The 24,462-nt window shown below is 53.0% G+C and carries 21 protein-coding genes; 15 read left to right on the top strand and 6 right to left on the bottom strand.

All coding sequences use genetic code 11. The features are described 5' to 3' along the window. Positions 1-2 precede the first annotated feature (2 nt). The 5 genes from HBA93_RS07305 to HBA93_RS07285 all read left to right on the top strand — a co-directional run bounded on the left by HBA93_RS07305 (position 3) and on the right by HBA93_RS07285 (position 4,502). Positions 3-644 carry a 2-dehydro-3-deoxy-6-phosphogalactonate aldolase gene (locus HBA93_RS07305; protein ID WP_122093518.1) on the top strand — a complete coding sequence of 214 codons (642 nt, stop codon included), beginning with the start codon at positions 3-5 and terminating at the stop codon, positions 642-644. Beyond that, a complete protein-coding gene (locus HBA93_RS07300) occupies positions 637-1,515 on the top strand; it encodes an SMP-30/gluconolactonase/LRE family protein (protein WP_221722832.1) in 879 nt (292 codons plus the stop codon). Before HBA93_RS07305 ends, HBA93_RS07300 begins: the two co-directional genes overlap by 8 nt. A gap of 12 nt (positions 1,516-1,527) precedes the next feature. Beyond that, the gene (locus HBA93_RS07295) at positions 1,528-2,454 is read left to right on the top strand and encodes an aldose 1-epimerase (RefSeq protein WP_221722831.1); all 927 of its coding nucleotides are present in this window, start codon (positions 1,528-1,530) and stop codon (positions 2,452-2,454) included. Between the two features lie 92 nt (positions 2,455-2,546). Continuing rightward, positions 2,547-3,695 (top strand): galactonate dehydratase, encoded by a 1,149-nt coding sequence (dgoD, locus tag HBA93_RS07290; RefSeq protein ID WP_221722830.1) that lies wholly within the window; start codon positions 2,547-2,549, stop codon positions 3,693-3,695. A 27-nt stretch (positions 3,696-3,722) separates the two neighbouring features. Further along, positions 3,723-4,502, top strand: coding sequence for an SDR family oxidoreductase (locus tag HBA93_RS07285; RefSeq protein WP_221722829.1), 780 nt, complete (start codon positions 3,723-3,725; stop codon positions 4,500-4,502). Between the two features lie 21 nt (positions 4,503-4,523). Here the strand turns inward: HBA93_RS07285 and HBA93_RS07280 are convergent, their stop codons facing one another. The 6 genes from HBA93_RS07280 to HBA93_RS07255 all read right to left on the bottom strand — a co-directional run bounded on the left by HBA93_RS07280 (position 4,524) and on the right by HBA93_RS07255 (position 11,223). Continuing rightward, positions 4,524-5,438: a carbohydrate kinase family protein gene (locus tag HBA93_RS07280; protein ID WP_221722828.1), complete on the bottom strand. Its 915-nt coding sequence runs from the start codon at positions 5,436-5,438 to the stop codon at positions 4,524-4,526. Then, the gene (locus tag HBA93_RS07275; protein ID WP_221722827.1) at positions 5,435-6,481 is read right to left on the bottom strand and encodes an ABC transporter ATP-binding protein; all 1,047 of its coding nucleotides are present in this window, start codon (positions 6,479-6,481) and stop codon (positions 5,435-5,437) included. Before HBA93_RS07275 ends, HBA93_RS07280 begins: the two co-directional genes overlap by 4 nt. Further along, entirely contained in the window at positions 6,481-7,995 is a 1,515-nt protein-coding gene (gene argH / locus HBA93_RS07270) for an argininosuccinate lyase (RefSeq protein WP_502910058.1), read from the bottom strand. Before argH ends, HBA93_RS07275 begins: the two co-directional genes overlap by 1 nt. 10 nt (positions 7,996-8,005) lie before the next feature. Continuing rightward, the gene (locus HBA93_RS07265) at positions 8,006-8,857 is read right to left on the bottom strand and encodes a carbohydrate ABC transporter permease (protein ID WP_075657105.1); all 852 of its coding nucleotides are present in this window, start codon (positions 8,855-8,857) and stop codon (positions 8,006-8,008) included. Beyond that, positions 8,854-9,777, bottom strand: a complete 924-nt coding sequence (locus tag HBA93_RS07260) for a carbohydrate ABC transporter permease (RefSeq protein ID WP_286201791.1) — start codon at positions 9,775-9,777, stop codon at positions 8,854-8,856. Before HBA93_RS07260 ends, HBA93_RS07265 begins: the two co-directional genes overlap by 4 nt. Before the next feature lie 198 nt (positions 9,778-9,975). Further along, entirely contained in the window at positions 9,976-11,223 is a 1,248-nt protein-coding gene (locus HBA93_RS07255; RefSeq protein WP_122093526.1) for a sugar ABC transporter substrate-binding protein, read from the bottom strand. A 307-nt stretch (positions 11,224-11,530) separates the two neighbouring features. Here HBA93_RS07255 and HBA93_RS07250 point away from each other — a divergent pair, with 307 nt between their 5' ends. The 10 genes from HBA93_RS07250 to HBA93_RS07205 all read left to right on the top strand — a co-directional run bounded on the left by HBA93_RS07250 (position 11,531) and on the right by HBA93_RS07205 (position 24,402). Then, a complete protein-coding gene (locus HBA93_RS07250) occupies positions 11,531-12,760 on the top strand; it encodes an ROK family protein (protein ID WP_221722825.1) in 1,230 nt (409 codons plus the stop codon). A gap of 24 nt (positions 12,761-12,784) precedes the next feature. Further along, complete coding sequence (locus HBA93_RS07245) at positions 12,785-15,196, top strand: PIG-L family deacetylase (protein ID WP_221722824.1); 2,412 nt, start codon at positions 12,785-12,787, stop codon at positions 15,194-15,196. Between the two features lie 133 nt (positions 15,197-15,329). Continuing rightward, positions 15,330-16,457, top strand: a complete 1,128-nt coding sequence (locus HBA93_RS07240) for an LLM class flavin-dependent oxidoreductase (RefSeq protein ID WP_221722823.1) — start codon at positions 15,330-15,332, stop codon at positions 16,455-16,457. 63 nt (positions 16,458-16,520) lie between these two features. Beyond that, positions 16,521-17,195, top strand: a complete 675-nt coding sequence (locus HBA93_RS07235; protein ID WP_221722822.1) for an FMN reductase — start codon at positions 16,521-16,523, stop codon at positions 17,193-17,195. A 75-nt stretch (positions 17,196-17,270) separates the two neighbouring features. Then, positions 17,271-18,311 carry an LLM class flavin-dependent oxidoreductase gene (locus HBA93_RS07230; RefSeq protein WP_221722821.1) on the top strand — a complete coding sequence of 347 codons (1,041 nt, stop codon included), beginning with the start codon at positions 17,271-17,273 and terminating at the stop codon, positions 18,309-18,311. Between the two features lie 17 nt (positions 18,312-18,328). Then, entirely contained in the window at positions 18,329-18,979 is a 651-nt protein-coding gene (locus HBA93_RS07225; RefSeq protein ID WP_221722820.1) for an NADPH-dependent F420 reductase, read from the top strand. 44 nt (positions 18,980-19,023) lie between these two features. Further along, positions 19,024-19,347 (top strand): GNAT family N-acetyltransferase, encoded by a 324-nt coding sequence (locus HBA93_RS07220; RefSeq protein WP_122093533.1) that lies wholly within the window; start codon positions 19,024-19,026, stop codon positions 19,345-19,347. A gap of 503 nt (positions 19,348-19,850) precedes the next feature. Beyond that, positions 19,851-22,607 (top strand): xanthine dehydrogenase family protein molybdopterin-binding subunit, encoded by a 2,757-nt coding sequence (locus HBA93_RS07215; RefSeq protein WP_221722819.1) that lies wholly within the window; start codon positions 19,851-19,853, stop codon positions 22,605-22,607. Continuing rightward, positions 22,604-23,143, top strand: a complete 540-nt coding sequence (locus HBA93_RS07210) for a (2Fe-2S)-binding protein (protein ID WP_022710574.1) — start codon at positions 22,604-22,606, stop codon at positions 23,141-23,143. The genes HBA93_RS07215 and HBA93_RS07210 overlap by 4 nt, the downstream gene beginning before the upstream one ends. Further along, entirely contained in the window at positions 23,140-24,402 is a 1,263-nt protein-coding gene (locus HBA93_RS07205; RefSeq protein ID WP_221722818.1) for a c-type cytochrome, read from the top strand. The genes HBA93_RS07210 and HBA93_RS07205 overlap by 4 nt, the downstream gene beginning before the upstream one ends. Positions 24,403-24,462: the final 60 nt, after the last annotated feature.

The raw sequence follows: 24,462 nt of genomic DNA, 5'->3' as shown, positions 1-24,462 counted from the left end.
CAATGTCATCTGTCATCTGGCCGAATTTGAAACGCTCACTGGTGGCGATCATTCGCGGTATTCGCAATGATGAGGTTGAGCCGGTGCTTGAAGCTCTGATTACAGAAGGGTTCGAGATTATTGAGATTCCGCTGAACTCACCGGAGCCGTGGGTTTCGATTGAGCGCGCGGTGAAACTATTCGGTGACAAAGTGCTGATCGGTGCCGGAACCGTGCTGACAACAGAAGATGCACAGCGGCTGGCAGATATTGGCGGGCGGATTATGGTGAGCCCGAATACGGATGCCGATGTTATCCGTCATGCAACTTCCTGCGGGCTGATTACTATGCCCGGTTGTTATACGGCGAGTGAGGCTCTGCTGGCGATCCGCAGTGGCGCTTCCGCATTGAAATTCTTTCCTGCCGGTTCCCTTGGCCCTGCAGGCATCGCGGCGATTAAAACCATTCTGCCGAAGGATGCTGTTGTCGGGGCTGTCGGTGGTGTTTCCGATCAGAATTTCGGGGATTATGCCCGCGTGGGTGTGCGCACATTCGGCATAGGTTCCAGCCTTTATAGATCAGGGGACAGTGCGGAAACTGTGCAGGCAAAAGCCCGTCTGACAATCACGGCCTATGACGAGGTTTTTGGTGGTGAGCATGGCTGAGATATTTTTGCCCGCTGCGTTGAATGCACCTTTGTGTAAGCTGGGTGAGGGGCCGGTCTATGACCAGCATACAGATACAGCATGGTGGTTTGATATTCTGCAATCCAAACTCTGCGAATATCAGTTTCAAAGTGGTGTAAGCAGGCAACATGATTTACCTTTTGCCGCCAGCGCGCTTGCACGGGTAGATGACCATTGCCAGCTCCTTTTCACGGAACTGGGCCTGTATCTGCGCGATGTGGCAACGGGCGACCTGTCTCTGCATTGTGAAATCGAAGCGGATAACCGTCTGACCCGCTCCAATGATGCGCGGGTGCACCCATCAGGGGCATTCTGGCTTGGCACAATGGGTTGGCAGGCTGAGCAGGGTGCAGGCGCAATTTACTGGTATTTCAAAGGTGAGTTGCGCAAGCTTTACGGCAATATCACGATCAGCAATGCGATTTGTTTTTCACCGGATGGCACGGTCGGATATTTTGCCGATACAGCTTTACGTCAAGTGATGCGTGTGCCGCTTGACCCTGAGAATGGTTTGCCGGTCGGGGAGCCGGAACTGTTCCTCAATGATTTTCCCGCAGGCAATCCCGATGGTGCGGTTGTGGATGCGGACGGTAATTTTTGGGTTGCATTGTGGGGTGGCTCGCAGATTGCCGGATATGCACCGGATGGCAGTTTTCTGCGTTCAATTGCTCTGCCGGTTTCTCAGCCGAGTTGTCCTGCTTTTATCGGCAAAACTGCCAGCCAGATGCTGGTGACATCCGCATGGGCCGGGCTGGATGACGCAGCGCGACAGCAAGAGCCGTCGGGGGCGATATTTATCATGGATCTGCCGTTTCAGGGCAGGTTTGAACCCGATGTCAAAATCATCTGACCGGAGGCTGCCATGAGCATCATCACATTGAAAAACCAACAATTTGAAGCGTATATTGCTAGCCAGGGCGGCACGGTAGATGGCTTGTGGTGGCACGATCAGGGGCGGATTATTCCCCTGCTGCGTGAAGCCAAACATGCCGATGCTGCACCGGTTGAAACAGGTGGTTTTCCGCTCATCCCGTTCGGCAACCGTATTCCGCAAAATCACTTCAGTTTTGAGGGGCGGGACTATCATTTTCAGGCCAATACAGATGATGATCCGCTCTATATTCATGGCGAAAGCTGGCAAGGTCTCTGGCAGATTGCAGAGCAGTCAGAGAACCGGCTTGTACTGCGCTTTACCCATAACAAAGCCGATGCTGCTTTTATCTATGAAGCGGAACAGAATTTTACACTGGATGAAACCGGTTTCACTCTCTCCATGCGTGTGACAAATAAAGGGGAAAAAGCCATGCCGTTCGGCCTTGGCTGGCATCCTTATTTTCATCTGACCGAGCAAACACAGCTACAACTCAACGCTCAGAAAATGTGGACGCAAGGGGCCGGTTATTTACCGGAAAACCGCGTCAATATTCCCGATGATCTGAATTTCAGCAGCATGAAAAAAATTCCCGATCATTGGGTGAATAACGGGTTTGAGGGATGGGACGGCACTGCGCGACTTGTCTGGCCGGAACAGAATACAGCGCTGACCATGAGTGCCGACCCGTTGTTTGACCGGTTCTTTCTCTATGCGCCGCATGGTGTGCCGGTGTCGCAATCCCGCTCGGATTATTTTTGTCTGGAGCCGATGTCTCATATGGCGGGCGATCATTGCCGTGACGGTTATGGTGGTTTGAAAATATTGCAGCCTGCTGAAAGCCTGTCAGGAACCATTCGTTTGCAGCCTGAGCAAACTAAAGCATTTCCAGCAAAAGTGGGAACCGGTTTTGCGTAGGATAATGCGTAAAACAAAGATTTAGAGCGGTTTAGACAATTCAGTTCTAACTGGAACCGCTCGAAAAATCAGGTCTATAAAAGGGTAACAGAATGAAAATCACCAAGCTCACGACCTATATTGTGCCGCCGCGCTGGCTGTTTGTGAAAGTGGAAACCGATGAGGGTATTTCCGGCTGGGGAGAGCCGATTGTTGAAGGGCGTGCGCTGACAGTTGAAGCGGCTGTGCATGAGCTGTCTGATTATCTGATCGGCAAAAACCCGTTTCTGATCGAAGATCATTGGAATGTCATGTATCGCGGCGGGTTTTATCGCGGCGGCGCTGTGCATATGAGTGCTATTGCCGGTATTGATCAGGCGCTGTGGGATATTAAAGGCAAGGCGCTGAATGTGCCGGTGCATCAGCTGCTGGGCGGACAATGCCGCGACCGGATTAAAGTCTATTCATGGATCGGCGGCGACCGTCCGTCTGATGTGGCACGCAATGCCAAGGAAATGGTGGAACGCGGTTTTACAGCATTGAAGCTCAATGGAGCGGAAGAGCTGCAGATCGTTGACAGCTATGCCAAGATTGATGCGATTGTCGAGACGATTGGTACAGTGCGTGATGCGGTCGGCCCGCATGTCGGGATTGGGGCGGATTTCCATGGCCGCGTGCATCGCCCGATGGCGAAAGTGCTGGCCAAAGCGCTTGATCCGTTCCGGCTGATGTTTATTGAAGAGCCGGTTTTATCCGAGAATTATGAAGCGCTGAAAGAGATTGCCAATCATACGTCCACGCCGATTGCATTGGGGGAGCGTCTTTATTCCCGCTGGGATTTCAAGAATATTCTTTCCGGCGGTTATGTGGATATTATTCAGCCGGATCTGTCCCATGCGGGCGGGATTACCGAATGCCGCAAGATTGCTTCGATGGCTGAAGCTTATGATATTGCACTGGCGCCGCATTGCCCGCTGGGGCCGATTGCTCTGGCTGCCTGTCTGCAGATTGATGCGGTGAGCTATAATGCCTTCATTCAGGAGCAGAGCCTGAATATCCATTATAATCAGGATAATGACATTCTGGATTATATCACCAATCGTGAGGTCTTCGATTACAAGGACGGCTTTGTGGCTATTCCGCAGGGGCCGGGTCTGGGTGTCGATGTTGATGAAGCCTATGTGATTGAACGGGCAAAAACCGGTCATCGCTGGCGCAATCCGGTGTGGCGTCATGAAGATGGCAGTTTTGCTGAATGGTAATGCGGGCGTTCGAAAAGGATAAATATCATGGCTGATCGTCTGATCGGAAAACGCATTGTTGTCACCGGCGCAGCGCAGGGTATTGGCCTTGCGATTGCGCAATGTTTTGGCCGCGAGGGAGCGGCGCTGTTCCTGATTGATACGGACGGGGCATTGCTGGAAAAAGAGGTGCTGGCCTTACGGGAAAGCGGCGTTAAGGTGGGCTTTGCTCAGGCCGATATCTCCGATGCCAAAGCGATTGCAAATGCTTTTATTCAGGCTGATGCGGAAATCGGGCAGATTAATGCACTGGTCAATAATGCGGGGATCAATGTCTTCAGCAAACCGCTGGAAATGGATGATGAAGCATGGAACCGTTGCTTTGATGTTAATCTGAAAGGCGCGTGGAATTGTTGTAAGGCTGTGTTGCCGCGTCTGATTGAGCAGGGTGGCGGTGCTATTCTCAATATTGCTTCCACCCATTCTTTCACGATTATCCCGCACACATTTCCTTATCCGCTGGCGAAACATGCTTTGCTCGGCATGACCAAATCGCTGGGGTTGGAATATGCGCCACAGCAGATACGCGTGAATGCTATTGCACCGGGCTATGTGCTGACGCAGAAGAATGTGGATTATTGGAACAGTTTTCCTGATCCGGAGGCAGCAAAAGCTGAAACTATGCGATTGCATCCGGGTGGACGCATTGCCAGCACGCAGGAAATCGCGATGGCGGCCGTGTTTATGATTTCAGACGAGTGCCCGTTTATGACCGCAACCTGCCTGACAATCGACGGCGGTTTAAGTGTTTTGCAACACGCGGTTTAAGCATCGCGTAAATGAGGGAGATCAGCCCGCCGGACTGATCTCCTGTTTTTGTAAGAAGGCTGTGCCGCCGGCTGCCTGCACGGCCAGACTGCCGGACTGAATACCGGCATTGAGTGCCGTTTGCGCGTCTGCGCCTGAAAGCCATGCATTGATGAAACCGGCATTGAAGGCATCACCTGCACCGGTGGTATCAATAACCGGTACATTTTCAGCATGTGCATGAAGATTATGCTCATTTGAGCGCAACCATGCACCTTCCGCACCGCCTTTCAGCACAGTGACGGGAAAGGTTTCCGCGAGTTTATCGAGAGCGTCTTGCGGGTCTTCAAAACCGGTAATTGCCAGTGCTTCTTCCTTATTCGGCAGGAAGATATCAATACCTGCGCAAGCCTTGAGCAGAGCCGGATCATAGATCAGGGTCTCGTCCCAGCTTGGATCGAGAGAGACTGTGAGGCCGTGTGCCTTGGCACGGCGCACAAGATCAGGAATCTCATGCAGCGTTGCATATTCCGCAATATGCAAATGGCCTGCCTGAGACCACGTGAGCGCGGCATCCAATGTTGCAGGCAGTGCACTGCCTGCGCGACGCGACAGGAAGGCACGGTCGTTGCCGATGACGCTGGCAACAGTCACCTGAGGGCCTGCATATTTCGAACGCTCCAGAAATTGCAGATCAATGCCTGCGGCCTCCAGTTCCGGTGACAGACCGGCAGACAGAGCATCCAGACCGAGCCGTGCCACAAGGGCGGTTGTGCGGCCGGTATGTGCCAGATGCGCGGCGGTGATATAGGCACCGCCACCGGCTGCCATTTTCAGATTATCGGCAAAGACTTCACGTCCCGGTTCCGGCAAAGCTGCCAGACCGGTAAAAATCAGATCGCAGTAAATCCGCCCGATGCTGAGAACGGCCGGATGCTGATTGTCTTTCAAACTCATAGACGGCCCAGACTTTTCTCTGTCGCCTTGTCAAACAGATAAAGACTGCCACTGGCTGCGCGTGCAGTCAGCGTGCTGCCGGTGGCCGGAATGAATTTGCCCGATGCGGTGGCGATAACTGCGGTGCCCTGTACATCAATATGCACCAGTGTTTCAGGCCCCAGCGGTTCAGCCGCGGTGACGGTGCCGGTCAGTTCAATGCCTGCCGGTGCGGAGGCATCATTGCCGGTGACAACCATCAGATCATGCGGACGGATGCCGACCAGAATGTCGCCATCCGGTTTGAATTCGATGCTGTTGCCGTTTTTATGGCCTGCAATGAGGTTCATCGACGGGCTGCCGATAAAACGGGCGGTAAAGACATCAACCGGATTTTCATAAAGCTCGGTCGGTGTGCCGGTCTGCAGAATGTTTCCGTCGCGCATCACCACAATACGATCAGCCATAGTCATGGCTTCCACCTGATCGTGGGTCACATAAACGGTTGTGGTTTTGAGGCGCTGGTGCAGACGCTTGATCTCAATACGCATCTGGGCGCGCAACTGCGCGTCAAGATTGGATAGGGGCTCATCAAACAGGAAAGCAGACGGATTGCGCACCATCGCGCGGCCAATGGCAACGCGCTGACGCTGACCACCGGAAAGCGCAGCAGGGCGGCGATCCAGATATGGCTCGAGGCCGAGAATTTTTGCAGTTTCTTCAATACGGGCATTTTTATCCGCATTGGAGATTTTGGAGGTATAGAGACCGAAGCCGATATTCTGACGTACAGTCATATGCGGATAGATCGCATAATTCTGGAACACCATCGCAATATTGCGCTGTTTCGGGTCACGCTCATTGACGACTTCATCGCCGATTTTCAGCGCGCCGCCGGAAATGTCTTCCAGACCGGCAATCATGCGTAGCGTCGTGGATTTGCCGCAGCCGGAAGGCCCGACGAAAACGACAAATTCGCCGTCGGCAATTTGCAGGTCAATGCCGCGCACGGCCTCAACCTTGCCATAGCGTTTAACCAGCTTGTTCAGTTCGATCGTTGCCATCAGCGTTTCTCCACCAAGGCCTGAAATTTATCATTGAGCTCGCGCGCGGCTTTGGCCTCGTCTGCGGCTTGTGTGTCTGCAAGGCTTGCAAAGGCATTGGCCTGATCGCGATAGGCTGTCAGTGCCTGTGCCATCGGTTCAGGGGCAGGGCCGCCGAAACGATCCCGCACAGCGATGAAATGCTCCGGCGATACCAGTTCTTCAAACTTTGTACGGTCGAAAGACGGGTCTCTGCCTGCTGCATGTTTGAAGGCTTCCAGAAACGGCTCATAGCCGTCCTGTGCCAGACCGCCGCCTTTGGCGACAACGGCTTTGGCTACGGTTGCTGCAATTTCATGCGCCTGACGGAAGGACAGACCTTCAATACGCACCAGTGAATCAGCCAGCTCGGTAATAGTGATGCAGGAGCGGCGGATATTGTCGGCAACACGTGCCGGATCAATACGGATGGCCTGCACAAAGGCTGCCAGCAGATCGAGAACGCGACCAGCAGAAGCAAAGGCTTCATAGCCCATCTGTTGTGTTTCGCCTTCACTGTCATTCATATCAGTGAAAGGCGTATTATGGATCACATCCAGCACCGTGCGGGCGCGACCCATAGTCTGGCTTGCCAGATGACGCATATGCTCAATCGGTACCGGATTGCGCTTCTGCGGCATGATCGATGAGATCTGTACAAAAGCGTTCGGCACATAGATCTGGCCAACCTCGAAGCTCGTCCAGAACTGGAAGTCCTGAATGAGACGGCCGAGATGGATAAACATCAGCTCAATCGCGGAATAGGTTGAGGTGATATAATCCGAAGCAGCAATACAGCTGTAAGAATTGCGTAAAGGCGCGGCAAAGCCCAACAGGTCAGCCACGCGTGCGCGGTCGATGGGAAAACCTGAGGTGGTGATGGCTGCCGCGCCCATAGGTGAGAGGTTGACGATTTCACGCGCTGTTGCAAAACGCTGCATATCGCGGATCAGCACTTCAATCGCTGCGGACAGATAGTGACCGAAGGTTGAAGGCTGTGCAGGCTGACCATGGGTATAGGCAACGATCGGCGTTGCCTGTTCGCGGTTTGCAGTTTCAATCATCGCATCGAGCAGATGACGGGACTTGGCCAGCAGAACATCAATATGTTCTTTGAGGCCGAGTTTGAACAGCGTGTGGTCGATATCATTACGTGAACGTGCGGTGTGCAGGCGACCGGCAATATCTGCGCCGAGGCGGGACTTCAGTTCCTTTTCAATCAGGAAGAAAAAGTCTTCAACCTCACCCGTATAAGTGAGCGATGCCGGATCAATATCACGGTCGATTTGTTCCAGCGCACCGGCGATTGCCGATGCCTGTTTTTCGTCGAGAATGCCGGTTTCCGTCAGCATCACCAGATGGGCGCGGTCAATGCGGCGGAAGCTTTCCACGTGGTGGGTTTTAGCGCCGTCAAAAAGCGGTTTCAGCACGGTCTCCTTGTAGACCGGATCAGGGAAAACGCTTTTATCGGCAAGGCGCGGATCGTTTACAGACATCATAGTATCCTTATCCCTTGAGGCCGGCCAGCATGACGCCGCGCACGATATAGCGCTGCAGCAACAGGAACACGAGCAGGGTTGGCAGGGTGGCGATAGCGGCACCGGTCATAATCATTTCCCACTGGATTGATTGCTCAACCGCGAAACTCGAAAGCCCGACAGGCAATGTGTAGAGTTCCTTGCTGGTGGTGACGATCAGCGGCCAGAAGAAGGCCGTCCAGTTACCGAGGAAAGTGAAGATTGCCAGAGCCGACAGTGCCGGTGTGACCAGTGGCATGGCCACTTTCCACCAGATCTGGAATTCGTTCAGACCATCCACACGGGCAGCTTCGAGAAAGTCATTCGGCACGCCTTCAAAGAACTGCTTCATCAGGAAGGTACCAAAAGCCGTCATCATGCCCGGGAACATGATGCCCCAATAGCTGTCGAGCCAGCCGAGTTTGCTGGACATCAGATACCACGGGATCACCAGCATTTCGGTTGGGATCATCAGGGTCGACAGAATGGCGAGGAAGATGAAGTGGCGGCCACGGAACTGGAATTTTGCCAATGTGTAGCCGACAAGACTGTCGAAAAACACGTTGGATAATGTGACGACAACGGCGACGAACATCGAGTTGAAGAACCAGCGCAGGAAGCGCCCGTCCGCCAGAATGGTGACATAGTTTTGTACTGTCGGGTCAGCCGGTATCAGACGCAGATCATAGACCTGACTGGCGGTTTTGAACGAGGTGGAGAACATATAGGCCAGCGGCGTGACCATGATGATGCCGCCGATAAACAGCAGTGTCCATGTGAGGACGCGGCCTGGCCGGATATTTGCAAACGGGAGTGCCGGTGTTTTGGTTTCAGCGGTCATTTCTTTTCCCTCAAAACCCACAGCTGCAACAGTGAGACAACCAGCAGAATGGAGAACAGCACGACTGTCTGTGCAGCGGCATAGCCCATGGCATAAGACGAGAAGGCGGTTTGATAGATCATCATCACCAATGGCTTGGTGGAACCAAGCGGGCCACCCGGATCATAGGTGGTCATATTATAGACCTGATCGAAAATGCGCAGGAAGCCGATGGACGAGAAGACGACCAGAAACACGGTTGTCGGTTTCAGCAGTGGTATGGTGATTTTGCGCAGGATCGCCCAATCACCCAAGCCGTCAATGCGGGCAGCTTCATAATAGGTGTTAGGAATAGCACGCAGACCAGCCATGAAAATAATGATCTGGAAGCCGAGACCAGCCCAGATGGATGTCGCCATAATAGAATAAAGCGCCTGATCCACTGACCGCAGAAATGTCTGCTGTGGCAGGCCGAGGCTGCTGAGCATATTATTGATCACGCCGATTGGTGCCGGCTGATAGAACCAGCGCCAGACCCAGCCCATTGCCGCCGCAGTGGTGAGAAACGGCAGGAAATACAGCCCACGGATCAGCCCGTGCATGAAACGAACACGATCCAGATAATAGGCGATGATAAACGCCAAAAACAGGCTCACGGGTGTGCCGATAAGCAGGTAAGTGAACGTGTTTTTGAACACTTTCCAGAATTGCGGATCCGCGAACAGCTTTTCATAATTCGCAAGGCCGATAAATTTCGGCGGTTTCATCAGATCCCAGTTGGTCAGCGATAACCAGAATGCTTCAACGGTAGGATAAAACCGGATGACCGTATAAAACAGGATAGGGATACTCAGAAAGCTCCATACCCAGATCAGCCGCCTTGTGCGCATAGGCAGGCGGTTCCAGAAAGTATCACCGGAGCGGGCAGCCGTCACAGTCATGGTTCAAAATACCTTATGGTACGGGAGCATATCCGACAAAACGGCATTGCAGCCCTGTCCGGAAATATGCGTCAACAAATATCTAAGGCCATAGCCGGTTCCGGCTTGTATGCGGCGGCCATCCGCAGTTTCATGGCTTGGCGATGAAACAAAAGCTGCCGTGTCGCTCTTAGCGGCGACACGGCAGATAATCAGATTTTACTGCGCATCATCAATGATGGTCTGCTCAGCCTTGGCAGCTTGTGCAAGGGACTCTTTCACAGGCTGTTTTTCAAGAATGACACGGTTCACCATATCCATTGCTGTCTGGCGCTGGGCCGCTTCATCCACAAACATGGTGGTGTGCGCATAGTCCAGACCTTTCAGGAACGGGCCATAGATCGGGTCTGCCAGATTAGCTTCGGTCTGGGCAACTGCACGGCGGGCAGGCAGCTCGCCAACTTCCTTGAGCCAGATTTCCATCGCCTCCGGCGAGGAAATATAGTTCAGGAACTTCTTGGCAGCTTCGAGTTTTTCGCCCTTGGCGTTAGCACCGATACCGTTAGCAAAGTAGCTGGCATAGTTGGAACGCACGCCGTCGGCATTGGCCGGCAGTTCGGTTACACCCCATTCAAAGTCTTTAATGGTGCGGAATGCGCCAAGACGGAATGTGCCGTCTACAGTCATAGCGGCCATGCCTGCGCGGAATGCAGCCTGACCTTCGTCCATGAATTTCGGCTCGCCGACTTTCTTTTCAGTCTGCAGATCAGTGTAGAATTTCAGCGCTTTTTCACCGGCTTCGGAATCATAGGCGACTTTACGGTCATTATCAGTGTAAGGCACGCCGCCATATTGACGGATCAGAACTTCACGCCACCAATGGTGATCCTGACCGGCCATATCCATGGTAATACCGGCAGTGGTCAGATTGCCGTTTGCATCGCGTTTCGCGGTTTTTTCCGCAGCGGCAACCAGTTCATCCAGTGTTTTTGGCGGGTTTTTAGGGTCAAGACCGGCTTCTTCAAAGAGCTTCTTGTTGTAGAACAGTGCCAGCGAACGTACCGCAGTCGGCAGACCATAATAGTCTTCGCCGCGCTTCATCGCACTGGTGATCGGGAAGAAATCGCTCTCGATCTTATCATGCGGGAATGTATCGGTTGGCAGCGGCTGCAAAATGCCGCCTGCTACGAATTTATCGAGCCAGCCATAGAAAAGCTGCATGACATCAGGGCTGTTGCCAGCCATTTTGGCTGCAATTACGCGGGTCTGATAATCATCATAAGGGAAGGTGGTGTGCTTGACCTTGATATCCGGATTAGCTTTTTCGAAATTCTCGATCAGCTTGTCCATCGCTTTAACGCGCGATTCAAAGACATATTGCCAATATTCAATTTCAACAGCCTGCGCTGCATTGAGCGCCATTGTGCTGAAGCCTGCGAGCAATCCCGCAAATAATAATTTACGCATGTGAACCTCCCCTTATGACCTCCGGCTGCTGCCGGTATCAGGCAAAAATACAGTTTTATGCATGTTGTTTCCGAAACGGCAGCCCGTTTTGGGGTGACATGCGTCAGCAATCAGTGTTCGGAAATTGCATCTTCGTCAAAGACCGGTTGGCAGCTTTGCCCCTTCAGATGTGTTTTCCTCCGCAGAGCTGCCCTCTACGGTCACTATTTTACAGGCTTTTGTCAATAAGATAATTTACTTGAGTTAATCTATTGCGGTTATGAAGGCTCTCGCTTATCATTTTTTGAGACGGGCAGGACGGAACAGCATGGGCGCACAGCCGGCAGGTACACAATCGGGTACAGAATCAGGCACACAGCTGATTACTTTGGGTAAAAACCCTGAGCGAATCCGCGATCACAATCGTCGGGTGGTGCTGGATATTGTGCGCCAGCACGGTTCTCTGGGGCGGATGCATATTGCCCGCCTGACTCATCTGACGGCTCAGGCAATTGCTAATATTGTCGATGAACTGGTCTGTGAAAATTTGTTGATGGAGACCGGAAGGCTCAAATCCGGACGCGGCCAGCCGCCCAAACAATTCGCAGTCAATCCTGATGGCGCTGTAACGATGGGTGTTGAAATGGCATCCGATCACATGGTGACGACGGTGCTTGATCTGACAGGACAACCTCGTTCCCGCCATATTACACCGGTGCATGATACCAGCCCTGACGCGCTTTCCGGCTTGTTGCGTATACAGGTTGATACTGTGAAAGCGGAGTTTTCCGCACCATTGCTGGGTGTCGGTGTGGTGATGCCGGGGCCGTTCGATATTGAAGGCATGACCTCTGTCGGGCCGACCACTTTGCCGGGCTGGTCAGATGTGGATGCAGCGGCCATTTTAGGCGAGGCTTGCGGTGAGCCGGTTACCATCGAGAATGACGCGAATGCGGCAGCGGTGGGAGAGCGCCTGTTTGGTGCGGGACATGCCATTTCCTCTTTTGCGATGATCTATTTCGGTGCCGGTGTAGGCCTTGGCATGATTCAGGACGGAGTGCCGTTTCGCGGCGCTTTCGGCAATGCCGGTGAAATCGGACATATTGTGGTGGCGCCAAAAGGCCGGGCCTGCCCCTGTGGTCAGGCCGGTTGTCTGGAACGCTATGCATCTCTGTATGTCCTGCGGGAAAAACTGGCTTTGGCGGGCGTAACGGAAACAGATTTTGACGATCTGCAGAAATTGCATGACAGCGCTCATCCGGTGCTGATGGAATGGATGGATGAGGCCGCACTCTATCTGGCGCCGATGATTGCCATGATCGAAAATATTCTCGATCCGGAAACGGTAGTATTGGGCGGTATGTTACCCGATACGATTATCGACGGATTGATTGCACGGATGGGGCAGTTGCCGATTTCCGTTGCGAGCCGTCGCAGCCGTGCTTTGCCGCGTGTGCTGCGCGGTCATACCGGGCAATTTACGGCGGCTTTGGGTGCCGCTGCTCTGCCTTTGTTTGAAGCGATGACCCCGAAACTGGATACGCTCGCTGACTTGTAATTCATTCTTGTGAGGAGGCATCCGGTGCTGACTGACCGCCAACATATTGAACGACAAAAATCGGCACCGGCACTTGTGCGCCTGCATCATGCATTAAGCCGGTTACGCTCGGTTGTGACAGTCATGAATACCGGCGCGCATCCCGATGATGAGCAAAGCGGCTTACTTGCTTATTTTCGTTTTGGCGTTGGTATGCGGGTGATTGTCGGTTGTTCCACCCGCGGTGAGGGCGGGCAGAATGCTTTAGGGCCGGAACGCGGCGGTGCATTGGGGCTGATGCGCTCGCGGGAAATGGAAGAGGCTGCACGGGAGCTGGACTGTGATATTGTCTGGCTTGGTCACGGGCCTGATGATGCAGTGCATGATTTCGGCTTCTCCAAAGACGGCGACCGTACTTTTGATCGGTGGGGCGAGGAACGCATCGTCGAGCGTCTCGTGCGGGCTTATCGCAGTGAGCGGCCGGATATTGTTATTCCGACTTTTTTGGATGTGCCGGGGCAGCACGGTCATCACCGTGCGATGACCCGCGCAGCGGAACGAGCCATTGCGCTGGCTGCTGACGATCAGGCTTTTCCTGAGCATTTTGTACAAGGTCTGCAGCCTTGGCAGGTCACCAAATATTATCTGCCTGCATGGTCTGGCGGGGGCGATACTTATGATGATGAGGTACCGCCGCCGGAAACAACATTGACAGTGCGGGCTGAGGGACGTGAACCGGCAACTGGTGCGGATTATGACCGCATCGGGGAATGGTCGCGTTATTATCATGCGTCGCAGGGTATGGGACATTGGCCGGAGCAGCCAAAAATACAGTGGCCTTTGCATCTGCTGCTGGCAGAGAAGACTGGTGCAGAGGCTTCCGTACTGGATAATCTGCCAGCTGATCTGGCAGCCTTGGCGGCTTATGCGAGCATGCCCGAAGCTGTCGCTAAAGCATTACAAGATGTGCAAAAAGCGATTGATAGCGCCATTGCCGCGTTCCCTGACCGTGATGCAATCATCGCTTCTCTGGTATCGGCTGCGCGCAATATTGATACTATCCGCGCTAATGCACCGGCAGATTTTCTGCTCGCGCATGAGCATCGTCTTTTACGCAAAAAGACCGAGATTGATGCTGTACTGATCGAAGCTGCAGCGGTTTTTGATAGTGCGGAACTGAACCCTCCGGTGATGTCACCTGCCGGAGAAGCTTTGTTGCAGGTGCGGTTTGGCGCCGGGCATACTCAGTATCAGGCACAGGTTGAACCGGTTTTACCGGAGCATTGTGCAGCCTATGCGCATGAAACAACCACGACTGACCAGTCCTTTGATGTGAAAGCCGGAGCAGAGACAGCTTTCAGCCCGCTTTATAGGCCGGTCTGGTCTTCTCTTGGTGGCAATGGCGAATTCTATGTTCGGGTAACAGCACAATTCTCTGACTATCAGGCTAAAGCGAGTTTCGATCTTGCGGAGCAATTTGCGCTGGTGCCTGCACAGTCTGTGCGGATTGAACCGGAAGCGGTGATTGTTCCGCTTGATCCGGCAGGTAAAACACAATGGCCGGTGAGTGTAACTGTCAGTGGTGATCCGCAGCCTGTGCGTTTTATCAGTGATGATGGTTGGTCAGTCGTGCAGAATGAAGGGGATGCAACACTTTGCGCGCCGGAAAAACCGAAAGCCGGATTGTTCCGTTTGCAGGCGCAGATTGCCGGTCGTGATGCGGTGCGGCAGACGCCGATTACCTATCCGCATATCGGGCAGGTGATGTATCGCGAACCGGAATTATTGAATGTGCTGGCACTGGATCTGAAACTGCCGCAAGGTGCAAAGATCGGTTATGTCGGCGGCGGTGCTGATCGTGTTGGTCTGTGGCTGAGCCGTATGGGGCTTGATGTAACGGAACTGGAGCCAAAACATCTGGCCGGTGACTTACAGCAATTCACCACCATTGTTGTCGGGATTTTTGCTTTTGGTTTAAGACAGGATCTGGCTGATGCAACCGTGCGCATTCATAACTATGTTGAAAATGGCGGTCATTTGCTGACGCTTTATCATCGCCCGACCGATGGCTGGAACCCGCAGACAACACCGGTGCGCCCGTTGAAAATCGGTTCACCCTCGCTGCGCTGGCGGGTGACGGATCCCGCAGCAGCTGTCACCGTTCTGGCACCGGAGCACAGATTGCTAAACTGGCCGAATTGCATAACAGATGAGGACTGGCGGGGCTGGAACAAAGAGCGCGGGCTGTATTTCGCATCTCATTGGGATGCGGCCTATCAACCGCTGCTATCTATGCATGATGCCAATGAGCAGCCGTTAACCGGTGCGCTTTTGTCTGCACGGATTGGCAAAGGGCGGCACACGCATACCAGTTTTGTGTTGCATCACCAGATGGACAGGCTGGTTGCAGGAGCATTCCGTCTGATGGCCAATCTGGTGAGCGGGGAAGCTGAATAGAGCATTGGTCTGATATTTAGGACAGTCTAGTGCAATTCCGCTGACTACAATAAAACCATTCCATGATTATGTTTCTGTCAACGAAGCTGTTGCTGAGAATCTCGCAGCAGACAACGAACGGACAGGTGTACTCATGCAATTTGGAATTTTTACCGTCGGTGACGTAACAACTGATCCGACAACCGGCAAAACCCCGAGCGAACATCAGCGGCTGATGTCGATGATGAAATATGCGCTGAAGGCAGAAGAAGTCGGTCTCGACGTTTTCGCTACCGGCGAACATCATAATCCGCCATTTGTGCCGTCTTCACCGACAACCATGCTGGGCTGGATTGCGGCTAAAACCAGTAAGATTCAGCTGACGACCTCGACCACGCTGATTACCACCAATGATCCGGTGAAGATTGCCGAGGATTTTTCGATCCTGCAACATCTGGCAGATGGTCGTGTCGATCTGATGATGGGGCGCGGTAATACAGGGCCGGTTTATCCGTGGTTTGGTAAGGATATCCGCGAGGGTATTCCGCTGGCGATTGAGAATTATCATCTGCTGCGCCGCTTGTGGCGTGAAAAGACCGTGGACTGGCAGGGTCAGTTCCGTACGCCTCTGCGCGGTTTTACACTGGCACCGGCACCGCTGGATGATACGCCGCCATTTGTCTGGCACGGCTCGATCCGCAGTACGGAAATTGCTGAACAGGCTGCGTTCTACGGGGATGGTTTCTTTGCAAATCACATCTTCTGGAACAAGGAACACACGCAGCAGATGATCAATCTGTATCGCTCACGCTTTGAACATTATGGTCATGGCAGTGCGGATCAGGCGATTGTCGGTCTTGGCGGGCATATTTTCATGCGCAAGAACAGTCAGGATGCCATTCGTGATTTCCGGCCTTATTTCAATAATGCGCCGGTTTATGGTCACGGACCATCCATGGAAGACTTTATGGAAATGACCCCGCTGACTGTCGGTTCGCCGGAGCAGGTGATCGAGAAAACACTGAGCTTTGCTGATTATGCCGGTCATTATCAGCGTCAGTTGTTCCTCGTCGATCATGCAGGTCTGCCGGAAGAGATGGTGCTTGAACAGATTGAGCTGCTGGGCACGGAAGTGGTGCCGGTGTTGCGCAAAGAGTTTGAAGCGCGCCGCCCGTCTCATATTCCGAGCGATCCGCCAAGCCACGCAAGCCTGCGTGCACAGGGGCCGGATGGTAAACACCGTAAGGTTATTCCGGTCGAGAGCGCAGAACAGCCAGCCTGAGGCAGGTTTGATTAAGGGGCAGGGATATCTCTGCTCCTTCCCTGCCAATGAACGGAGATAATTATGACACGTCGTATTCTTGTTTTGACTGCCGGTCTGTCGCAGCCATCATCAACCCGTATGCTGGCAGATCAGATCGCACAGGCAACAGCTGCACAAATCGGTGCGCGCGGTGAAGAGGCGCAAATTGAGGTCATCGAGCTGCGCGAGCTGGCTATGGACTTGGCCACCACTATGGCGACCGGCGGCATTCCGACCCCGCATCTCTCTGAGGTTAAAGAGAGAATCTCTGCGGCTGACGGGCTGATCGCAGTCACGCCGGTTTTCACCGCCAGCTATAGCGGGCTGTTTAAAATGCTGTTTGATGCTCTGGATACTAATGCATTGAACAATATGCCGGTGATTATTGCGGCAACAGCGGGAACAGCGCGCCATTCTCTGGTGTTGGAACATGCCCTGCGGCCGTTGTTCTCTTATCTGCGTGCAACCGTGGTTCCGACCGGCGTTTTCGCTGCGACTGAAGATTTTGGCAGCGGTGAAGCCGGACATGATCTGTCTTCCCGCGTGCAACGTGCGGCCAGTGAATTTGCAGCGCTGGTGGTGGCTGAGAAAAGCGGTGTCGGTGGTTTTGTTCCGAATATCGGCGATCAGCGCAAGCGGGATTCCGGTGTGCAGCTTAGCCAGACGGTTACACCATTTGCGCAATTGCTGAAAGGGCGCACCGGCACAGCCGGTTGATAAACAGACAGCGACACATATTTAGAAAATTCAAAGTGCGGGCATTGAGATGCCGCACTGAAAGGAGCCAGTATTATGGAACTTGGCGTTTATAGTTTCGGCGACGTACAGAAAAATGCACAGACCGGTGAGCTGGGCTCAACGGCAGATGCAACACGCAACCTGCTGGAAGCCATTCAACTGGCCGATGAAACGGGGCTGGATTATTTCGGTATTGGTGAACATCACACACGGGAAATGCCGGCCTCGGCGGCAACGGTTATTCTCGGTGCTGCGGCAACCACAACCAAAAACATCAAGCTGGGCAGCGCGGTAACGGTGCTCAGTACCGATGATCCGGTGCGTGTTTATCAGCAATTCGCAACGCTGGATGCGGTGTCGAACGGTCGCGCAGAAATTACAGCCGGTCGCGGTTCTTCGACGGAGTCTTTCCCGCTCTTCGGTCATAGTCTGAATGATTATGACGAGCTTTATGCGGAAAAGCTTGATCTGCTGTTGAAGATCAATGAGAGCGAAAGCGTGACATGGCAGGGCAAATTCCGTCCGGCTTTGAACGAGGCGCTGGTTGTGCCGCGCCCCGAAAGCGGTTCTTTGCCGATCTGGCTGGCAACCGGCGGTAATCCGCATTCATCAGTACACGCCGGTATTCTCGGACTGCCGATTTCCTATGCAATTATCGGCGGACAGGCTGCGCGTTTTGCGCCTTTGGCCGAGTTGTACCGCCGTGCGGGCGCGCAGGCTGAAATTGCACCGGAACAACTGAAAATCTCGGTCGCAACACCGGGTTTTGTTGGCGAGAATGCCAAACAAGCCAAGGATTTCTTCTGGACGCATTGGCATGCGGTGATGGAGCAGCTGGGCAAAATCCGTGGTTTCGCGCCACCGCCACGCTCGCATTATGACAGTGAAGCCAGCGGCGGCGGCGCAATTTTTGCCGGTGAGCCGGAGGAAATTGCAGAACGGATTATCACGCTGCAAAAACAGCTTGGTCATATGCGCCAGTTTTTCCAGATGGATGTGGGACAGATGCCGCATAAGGATTTTTTGCGTTCGATTGAGTTGCTGGGAACCAAAGTGAAGCCTCTGGTTGATACGGAGCTTGGTTCTGTGAAGTAAAAAAGGAGATTGCTGATATGCAAATCACCGAAGTGAAAACAATTGGTATTCTGGGTGCCGGTCGTGTCGGCACTGCTATAGCCCGTCGCGCAATTGCGGCGGGTTATGCGGTGAAGATTGCGACATCCAAATCACCGGCAGAGATTGCGCTGTTGCTCGAAATCATGGTGCCGGGTGCTGTTGCTACAACCGCGCAGGACGCGATTGCAGAAAGCGATATCGTCATCCTCGCACTGCCTTTGTCCAAATATCGTCAGCTGCAGCCGGAACTGCTTGCGGGCAAAATCGTTATTGATGCGATGAATTACTGGGCACCGACAGACGGTACGATCCCTGAGTTTGAAACAGGAACTTCCAGTAGCGAAGTGATCCAGAAATTCCTGTCGCAGTCGCGGCTGGTACGCAGTTTCAACCATATGGGCTATCATGAGATTGATGAGGAAGCCCGACCAAGCGATGATCCGCAACGCCGTGCTCTGGCCATTGCCGGTAATGATGCCGAGGCTCGTAAGCAGGTTGCCGGATTTGTCGACCGGATTGGCTTTGATCCGGTGGATGCGGGGCCATTGATTGCCAGTCGCATGTTTGACACCGGCACACCGGTATTTGGTGCGCCATTGACTCGTGAGACAATGACGGATGCCCTGACACTGCAGCAGGCGGTTTGACAGACGAATTGCTTACAAAAGGCAGATTTAAAAGGAGAGGCCCGATGACTGATCTTAAAATCACTATTGAAGATATTGATACACGTCACGGACGTTATGCGGCACGTGCGGATGGTGTTGAAGGTACTGCCGAAATCACTTTTACGCGTCGTGCCAACGGAGTGATCAGTGCGGATCACACCGGTGTGCCGGATAGTATGCGCAGCACCGGTGCCGGCCTGGCTCTCGTGGCCTATATGGTTGAAGACGCACGTAAAAACGGTTTTCGTATTCTGCCGCTTTGTCCTTATGTGCGGGCGCAGTATCGCCGTCATCCGGACTGGGCAGATGTTATGACGCTGGCGCCTGGTGAAGAACCGTCGCTTTAAAATAATACTGGATAGTTTTACTCAAGTATAATTGCTTCAGTGTTTAAAATACCTGATTTTTTGTAATTTTTAGATTCGATTGTCAAAAACAGCTTTATATTCCTAGGAATATAAAGCTGTTTTATATGGAAATATATTTTAAAATCAAAGAGTTGTATGTTCTCATTTTCGTGATCTTGAAACTGTTCTAAAATGTGTTAGCCCTATTATATTAGCTGAATATTGGTCGGGTTTGCGCAGATTTCACTCATTCTCGTCGATGGTATTTTTCGTATGATGAATGGTGATTGAGTAAGGCAGAAATACACCAAATCTATATCCGGACGGATACATATGCAGGCATTGATTTAATCTGTCTGTGATATAATTCCGGATATTTTATACTACATAATGTTGAGTAGTTTCAGTCAAATTCAGATCTGAAGCCACCGTTTCTTTGTTGAAAGAAACGGTTTGGATAAAGATCGTTCGTAATATTGTAAGTAACGCTGGGAGTAATTCATATGACACCGACACGCAGGGACTTTCTCAAGTTTACAGCGTCCGGAATTGCGGTCACTATTCTTCCGATCCGTGCAGCCCGCGCTGCATTGTTTGAAAAGCAGATTCTGGACTTACCGCTCCCGCAAGGTACAACCCAGCTCAAGCGCCGTGTTGACGGCGTGGCAAAGGTGACAGGTTCCAAAGTTTTTGCCCGTGATATCCGCGCGAAGGATATGACAGGCTGGCCGAAAGAACAGGCACATGCTTTCGTGATCTGGTCGACCCGTGCCGATGCACCGTTTCTTGACCTTGATCTGTCTTTGCTGGGTGACGATCTGCAGCCGGATTATCTGGTAACCGCAGAGGATACAGTTAAAGCCGGTCTGGATTTTTACGATCCTTATACTTACGGCCAGAAAATGCTGTCGCCAAAAGGCGAAGTACCGCTGTTTCTCGGCCATCCGCTGGCAATCCTGATTTATCGTGATTTTGCCCGCTTCTCCGTTGCCAAGCGTATTTATCAAACCAAGCGTGATGAGATCATCCGCTATGGTGATACAACTGCGCCTGTAGAGCAGGGTCCGTTAGCCAATTTCCGCTTTGTCCGTGTTGAAGGTGAGGGCGGTGCGAAGGCCGAGAAAGACCTGTTTAATCCGGTCGATGACGGCTATGTTTTCGCAAGTTATGACAAGAATGATGTCAACTGGCCGAAGGCTGATGCATCCGGCGATGCAATGGCACGCGGTATGGCCTATGCCGAAAGCATTCGCGCAGAACTGAATACACCGCCTGAAGACTGGCATGTGATCGAGCGTGAATATTATTCGCCGTTCATTGATGCGGCCGCACTTGAGCCTGACAATTGCAATTGCTGGTATGATGCAAAATCCGGCAAACTTGAAATTGTTATGGCCAGCCAGAGCCCGCATGAGGTGATGACCGGCACTGCGGCGATGCTTAAGAAAAGCACCTTTGATGTACGTGAGCTGAAAGGCCATCCGGCCTATACAGTTGGTTATGGTACAAAGGAACACAGTCCGTTTCCTTATTACGGTATTGTTGCTGCGCTCTTTGCTGAAGGACATCCTGTACGTCTGGCGCTGGATCGTGAAGAGCACTTCCAGACTGCCATCAAACGCCATCCGATCCGTATGAAATATCGTCTGGGTATCAACCGCAAGACGCTGAAAATGCAGGCCCTTGCTGCTGATCTGGAACTGGATGGCGGCGGTCGTCAGAACTATACCACGCCGGTGACGCAGGTTGCCGCCGGTGCGGCACAGGGGATCTATTATTTCCCTAAGAACGATATTGCCGCGATTGCACATTCATCGCGTGCGCCAATGTCCGGTTCTGTGCGTGGTTTTGGCTCATTGGAAGCACAAATCGGCACGGAAATGCTGGTGGAAGAACTGGCTGAAGAGCTGGGCGTTGATGTGATGGAGCTGCGCCTGATCAATGCTTTGCAGGATGGCGAACGCAGCTCTGCCGGTGCATTTCCGCTGAGCCTGTGCCGTATGCGCGAAATGATCGAAGCTGATCGTGCGCATCCGGTCTGGGCAAACCGCACGAAGCGTAAAGCCGAGTTCGAAGCAGAAAATCCTGCGCTGAAATATGGTGTTGGCTATGCGATTGCCAAAAAGGGTTTTGGTAACTCGAACGAAGCTGTGGCAGCCTCGATTGTTCTGACACCGGAAGGCAAAATCCGTCTGCATCATATTGCCGTGGAAATCGGCACCGGTGCGGTCAGTACACAGGCACTGATGTGCTCGCGCTGGTTGGGTAAACCTGCCGATGAGATTGAAAGCGCCGCCCTTGACTGGTCGCCGCTGGAAATGTTCGCCACGCTCAATCCGTTTGTAATGGACAAAGCGCATCAGGATGAGATGTCGCCGGATCCGCGCTGGACACCGGCAATGGCTTCGGCATCGAGTGCCACGAACAGTGCATTCTACTTCACCCATGGTACCCATGAAGCAGGTCGTCTCATTTATGAGCGCGGTATTCTGCCTGCGGCAGCGGCATTGTGGAATGTCACGCCGGAAGAGGCAGCTGCTGCCTCGTGGAAAGATGAGAAGTTCACGCTTGCCGATGGCCGTGCGCTGACGCTGGCAGAACTTGCCGCCAAAGCCTATGAGCTGAAGGGCATTACCGGCGCGATGGTACACGCCTTTGACCGCTGGGGTTGGGGTGAGGCCGATTATGACATTCTCGGTGAAACAAGCCGCCGTCCGATTGATGGTCTGGCTATTCAGACGGGTTCCGATCAGTGGCAACGCATTGAGCGCCGCAATGTGCATTATATGGATCCTCAGGTGGATAATGCCAGCTGGTCACGTTTTGCACCGGCATCCGCATTGATTGAAGTCAGTGTTAACCGTGGTACCGGTGAGGTGAAAATCCTGTCGCATCATTCATCGCTGGATTGCGGCCGTGTGCTGGTACCGGAATTTGTATCTGGTCAGCTGCAGGGCGGTATCGGGATGTCGGTCGGCCATGCGCTTTATGAAGGCATGCCGCTCTATGAAGACGGTCCCGGCAGCGGCGACTGGAACTTCAACCGCTATCGCCTGCCACGCGGTAAAGACGTGGCAGTCTGGAACCAGACGGCAAATATTCTGCCGGTTACAGAACAGGAAGATCATCCGAAAGGCATTGCAGAAGTGGTGCAGATTCCAACCATTCCTGCGGTTGCCAATGCGGTTGCGCATGCCGTTGGCAAATATCTGCGCGAACTCCCGCTGACGGAAGAAAAGATTAAAGAGGCATTGTCATGAGTATCCCGACACGCGAAATTAAGCTGAACATCAACGGTCAGCAGGTAGGGCCGATGACGGTTCCTGAAGAATTGTCGATGGTGGATTTCCTGCATGAATATGCAGACCTGACCGGCAGCCGTTTTGGCTGCGGGCAGGGACTTTGCCGCGCCTGCACCGTGATTGTGGACGAGCCGGATGGTACCAGCCGCGAAATGCGCACCTGCATTACCGGTGCCCATTATTTCAACGGCCGTTCTATTCGCACGGTTGAAGGTCACGCGACCAAGGGTGAAGACGGTCAGCTGAAGCTCTCTGCCATTCAGGAAGCTTTCCTCGATCATTTCTCCTTCCAGTGCTCCTATTGCGCACCGGGCTTTGTGAATGCTGCTACTGTTCTGGTGGAGCGTTTGCAGAAGGAACCTGTGGCAAAAGAAGACGTGAAGCAGGTCATCGAAGATTCCCTCAATGATCATATCTGCCGCTGCACCGGCTATGTCCGTTATTACAGTGCGGTGCATGATGTTGTCATGAACACGCCGGGGCTTGTTAAATGAAACCAGTAATCAAATGGATTCTCGGGCTTGGTGTTGTCGGCGGTGTGGTAGCGGCCTCTGTGCCGTTCTGGCCGGCAAAATCTGCCTATGATGATAAGGCTGCCGAGCAGCGTCTGGCCGTGTCCGGTGAAGATAAAGCCAAGCTGATCAAGCGCGGTAAATATCTCGCCGCTGTAGCAGACTGCGCGGCCTGTCACCAGTCGCCGGACGGTGCACCTTATGCCGGTGGTCATCCGATTGAAACGCCTTTCGGCGTGATCTACGGCACGAATATCACGCCGGATAAAGAAACCGGTATAGGCAATTATACATCGGCTGATTTCTATCATGCCGTGGCGGATGGTGTGCGTGCGGATGGCAAGCGGGTTTATCCGGCGATGCCTTATGTGTCCTATCATACAATCCGTCCGGAAGATTCCGATGCGATTTATGCCTATCTGATGGACCAGCAGCCTGTAAAACGTGCCAATCCGGAATTGGGTTTGTCTTTCCCGTTCAATCAGCGCTGGGCACTGTCTTACTGGAATTTGGTCAATCCGAAGCTGCAAATGCCGGCCAATGCCACACCGGAACAGGCCAAAGGTGCTTATCTGACCGATGTTCTGGGTCATTGTCAGGAATGTCATACGCCGCGTAATGCGATTGGCGGTCTGAAACTGGCGTCAGCCTATGAAGGCAGTGTGCTGGGCAAAATTACAGGCCCGAGTCTGAAGCCTGAAGCGCTTGCTGCACGTGGCTGGACGGCTGAGGATATGCGTAAATTCCTCAAGACCGGTATGTCGCCACAGGGCACAATGACACTGGAAATGTATCCGGTATTGCTGCACTCATCCCAATATATGACAGATGAGGATATTGCGGCCATTCAGACCTATCTGACAGGTGACAAACTGCCGGAAACTCCGCAACAAACGCCGGTGGCGATTGATGCAGCGGTACGTCAGAGCGGCCGGGATGCCTATATGGCTGTTTGCGCCGGTTGCCATGGTGTGGATGGTGAAGGTAAGCCGCACATTGCGCCGGCCATGATTACCAATACCAGTGCGATGCTGGCGGATCCTAGTAATCTGATCCATGTGATTGTGGATGGTATTGCTGAACAACGCCTTGGCAATGGTGAAGTGATGCAGGCGATGCCGGGCTTCAAGGATACACTGACACAGCAGCAAATAGCTGACCTCGTCAATTATATGCGTGCCGAATGGGGTGGTCAGCCTGCCAATATCACCGTGCAGGATATTGAAAAAGCAAGCCGCTAAACCAGCTTGCTTAAACCGGCGGATGTAAATCCGCCGGTCTGTTTTTGAGACATAATTTTT

Source organism: Ochrobactrum sp. SFR4 (assembly GCF_019730395.1).
Lineage (GTDB): Bacteria > Pseudomonadota > Alphaproteobacteria > Rhizobiales > Rhizobiaceae > Pseudochrobactrum.
Note: the sequence above shows the minus strand (reverse complement) of the source record. Positions and strands in the feature narration are given on the sequence as shown.

What these genes read in the sequence shown, in the direction of transcription:
- HBA93_RS07305 (WP_122093518.1), top strand. Translation starts at nt 3, where the DNA reads ATGTCATCTGTCATCTGGCCGAATTTGAAACGCTCACTGGTGGCGATC.
- HBA93_RS07300 (WP_221722832.1), top strand. Translation starts at nt 637, where the DNA reads ATGGCTGAGATATTTTTGCCCGCTGCGTTGAATGCACCTTTGTGTAAG.
- HBA93_RS07295 (WP_221722831.1), top strand. Translation starts at nt 1,528, where the DNA reads ATGAGCATCATCACATTGAAAAACCAACAATTTGAAGCGTATATTGCT.
- dgoD (WP_221722830.1), top strand. Translation starts at nt 2,547, where the DNA reads ATGAAAATCACCAAGCTCACGACCTATATTGTGCCGCCGCGCTGGCTG.
- HBA93_RS07285 (WP_221722829.1), top strand. Translation starts at nt 3,723, where the DNA reads ATGGCTGATCGTCTGATCGGAAAACGCATTGTTGTCACCGGCGCAGCG.
- HBA93_RS07280 (WP_221722828.1), bottom strand. Translation starts at nt 5,438, where the DNA reads ATGAGTTTGAAAGACAATCAGCATCCGGCCGTTCTCAGCATCGGGCGG.
- HBA93_RS07275 (WP_221722827.1), bottom strand. Translation starts at nt 6,481, where the DNA reads ATGGCAACGATCGAACTGAACAAGCTGGTTAAACGCTATGGCAAGGTT.
- argH (WP_502910058.1), bottom strand. Translation starts at nt 7,995, where the DNA reads ATGTCTGTAAACGATCCGCGCCTTGCCGATAAAAGCGTTTTCCCTGAT.
- HBA93_RS07265 (WP_075657105.1), bottom strand. Translation starts at nt 8,857, where the DNA reads ATGACCGCTGAAACCAAAACACCGGCACTCCCGTTTGCAAATATCCGG.
- HBA93_RS07260 (WP_286201791.1), bottom strand. Translation starts at nt 9,777, where the DNA reads ATGACTGTGACGGCTGCCCGCTCCGGTGATACTTTCTGGAACCGCCTG.
- HBA93_RS07255 (WP_122093526.1), bottom strand. Translation starts at nt 11,223, where the DNA reads ATGCGTAAATTATTATTTGCGGGATTGCTCGCAGGCTTCAGCACAATG.
- HBA93_RS07250 (WP_221722825.1), top strand. Translation starts at nt 11,531, where the DNA reads ATGGGCGCACAGCCGGCAGGTACACAATCGGGTACAGAATCAGGCACA.
- HBA93_RS07240 (WP_221722823.1), top strand. Translation starts at nt 15,330, where the DNA reads ATGCAATTTGGAATTTTTACCGTCGGTGACGTAACAACTGATCCGACA.
- HBA93_RS07235 (WP_221722822.1), top strand. Translation starts at nt 16,521, where the DNA reads ATGACACGTCGTATTCTTGTTTTGACTGCCGGTCTGTCGCAGCCATCA.
- HBA93_RS07230 (WP_221722821.1), top strand. Translation starts at nt 17,271, where the DNA reads ATGGAACTTGGCGTTTATAGTTTCGGCGACGTACAGAAAAATGCACAG.
- HBA93_RS07225 (WP_221722820.1), top strand. Translation starts at nt 18,329, where the DNA reads ATGCAAATCACCGAAGTGAAAACAATTGGTATTCTGGGTGCCGGTCGT.
- HBA93_RS07220 (WP_122093533.1), top strand. Translation starts at nt 19,024, where the DNA reads ATGACTGATCTTAAAATCACTATTGAAGATATTGATACACGTCACGGA.
- HBA93_RS07215 (WP_221722819.1), top strand. Translation starts at nt 19,851, where the DNA reads ATGACACCGACACGCAGGGACTTTCTCAAGTTTACAGCGTCCGGAATT.
- HBA93_RS07210 (WP_022710574.1), top strand. Translation starts at nt 22,604, where the DNA reads ATGAGTATCCCGACACGCGAAATTAAGCTGAACATCAACGGTCAGCAG.
- HBA93_RS07205 (WP_221722818.1), top strand. Translation starts at nt 23,140, where the DNA reads ATGAAACCAGTAATCAAATGGATTCTCGGGCTTGGTGTTGTCGGCGGT.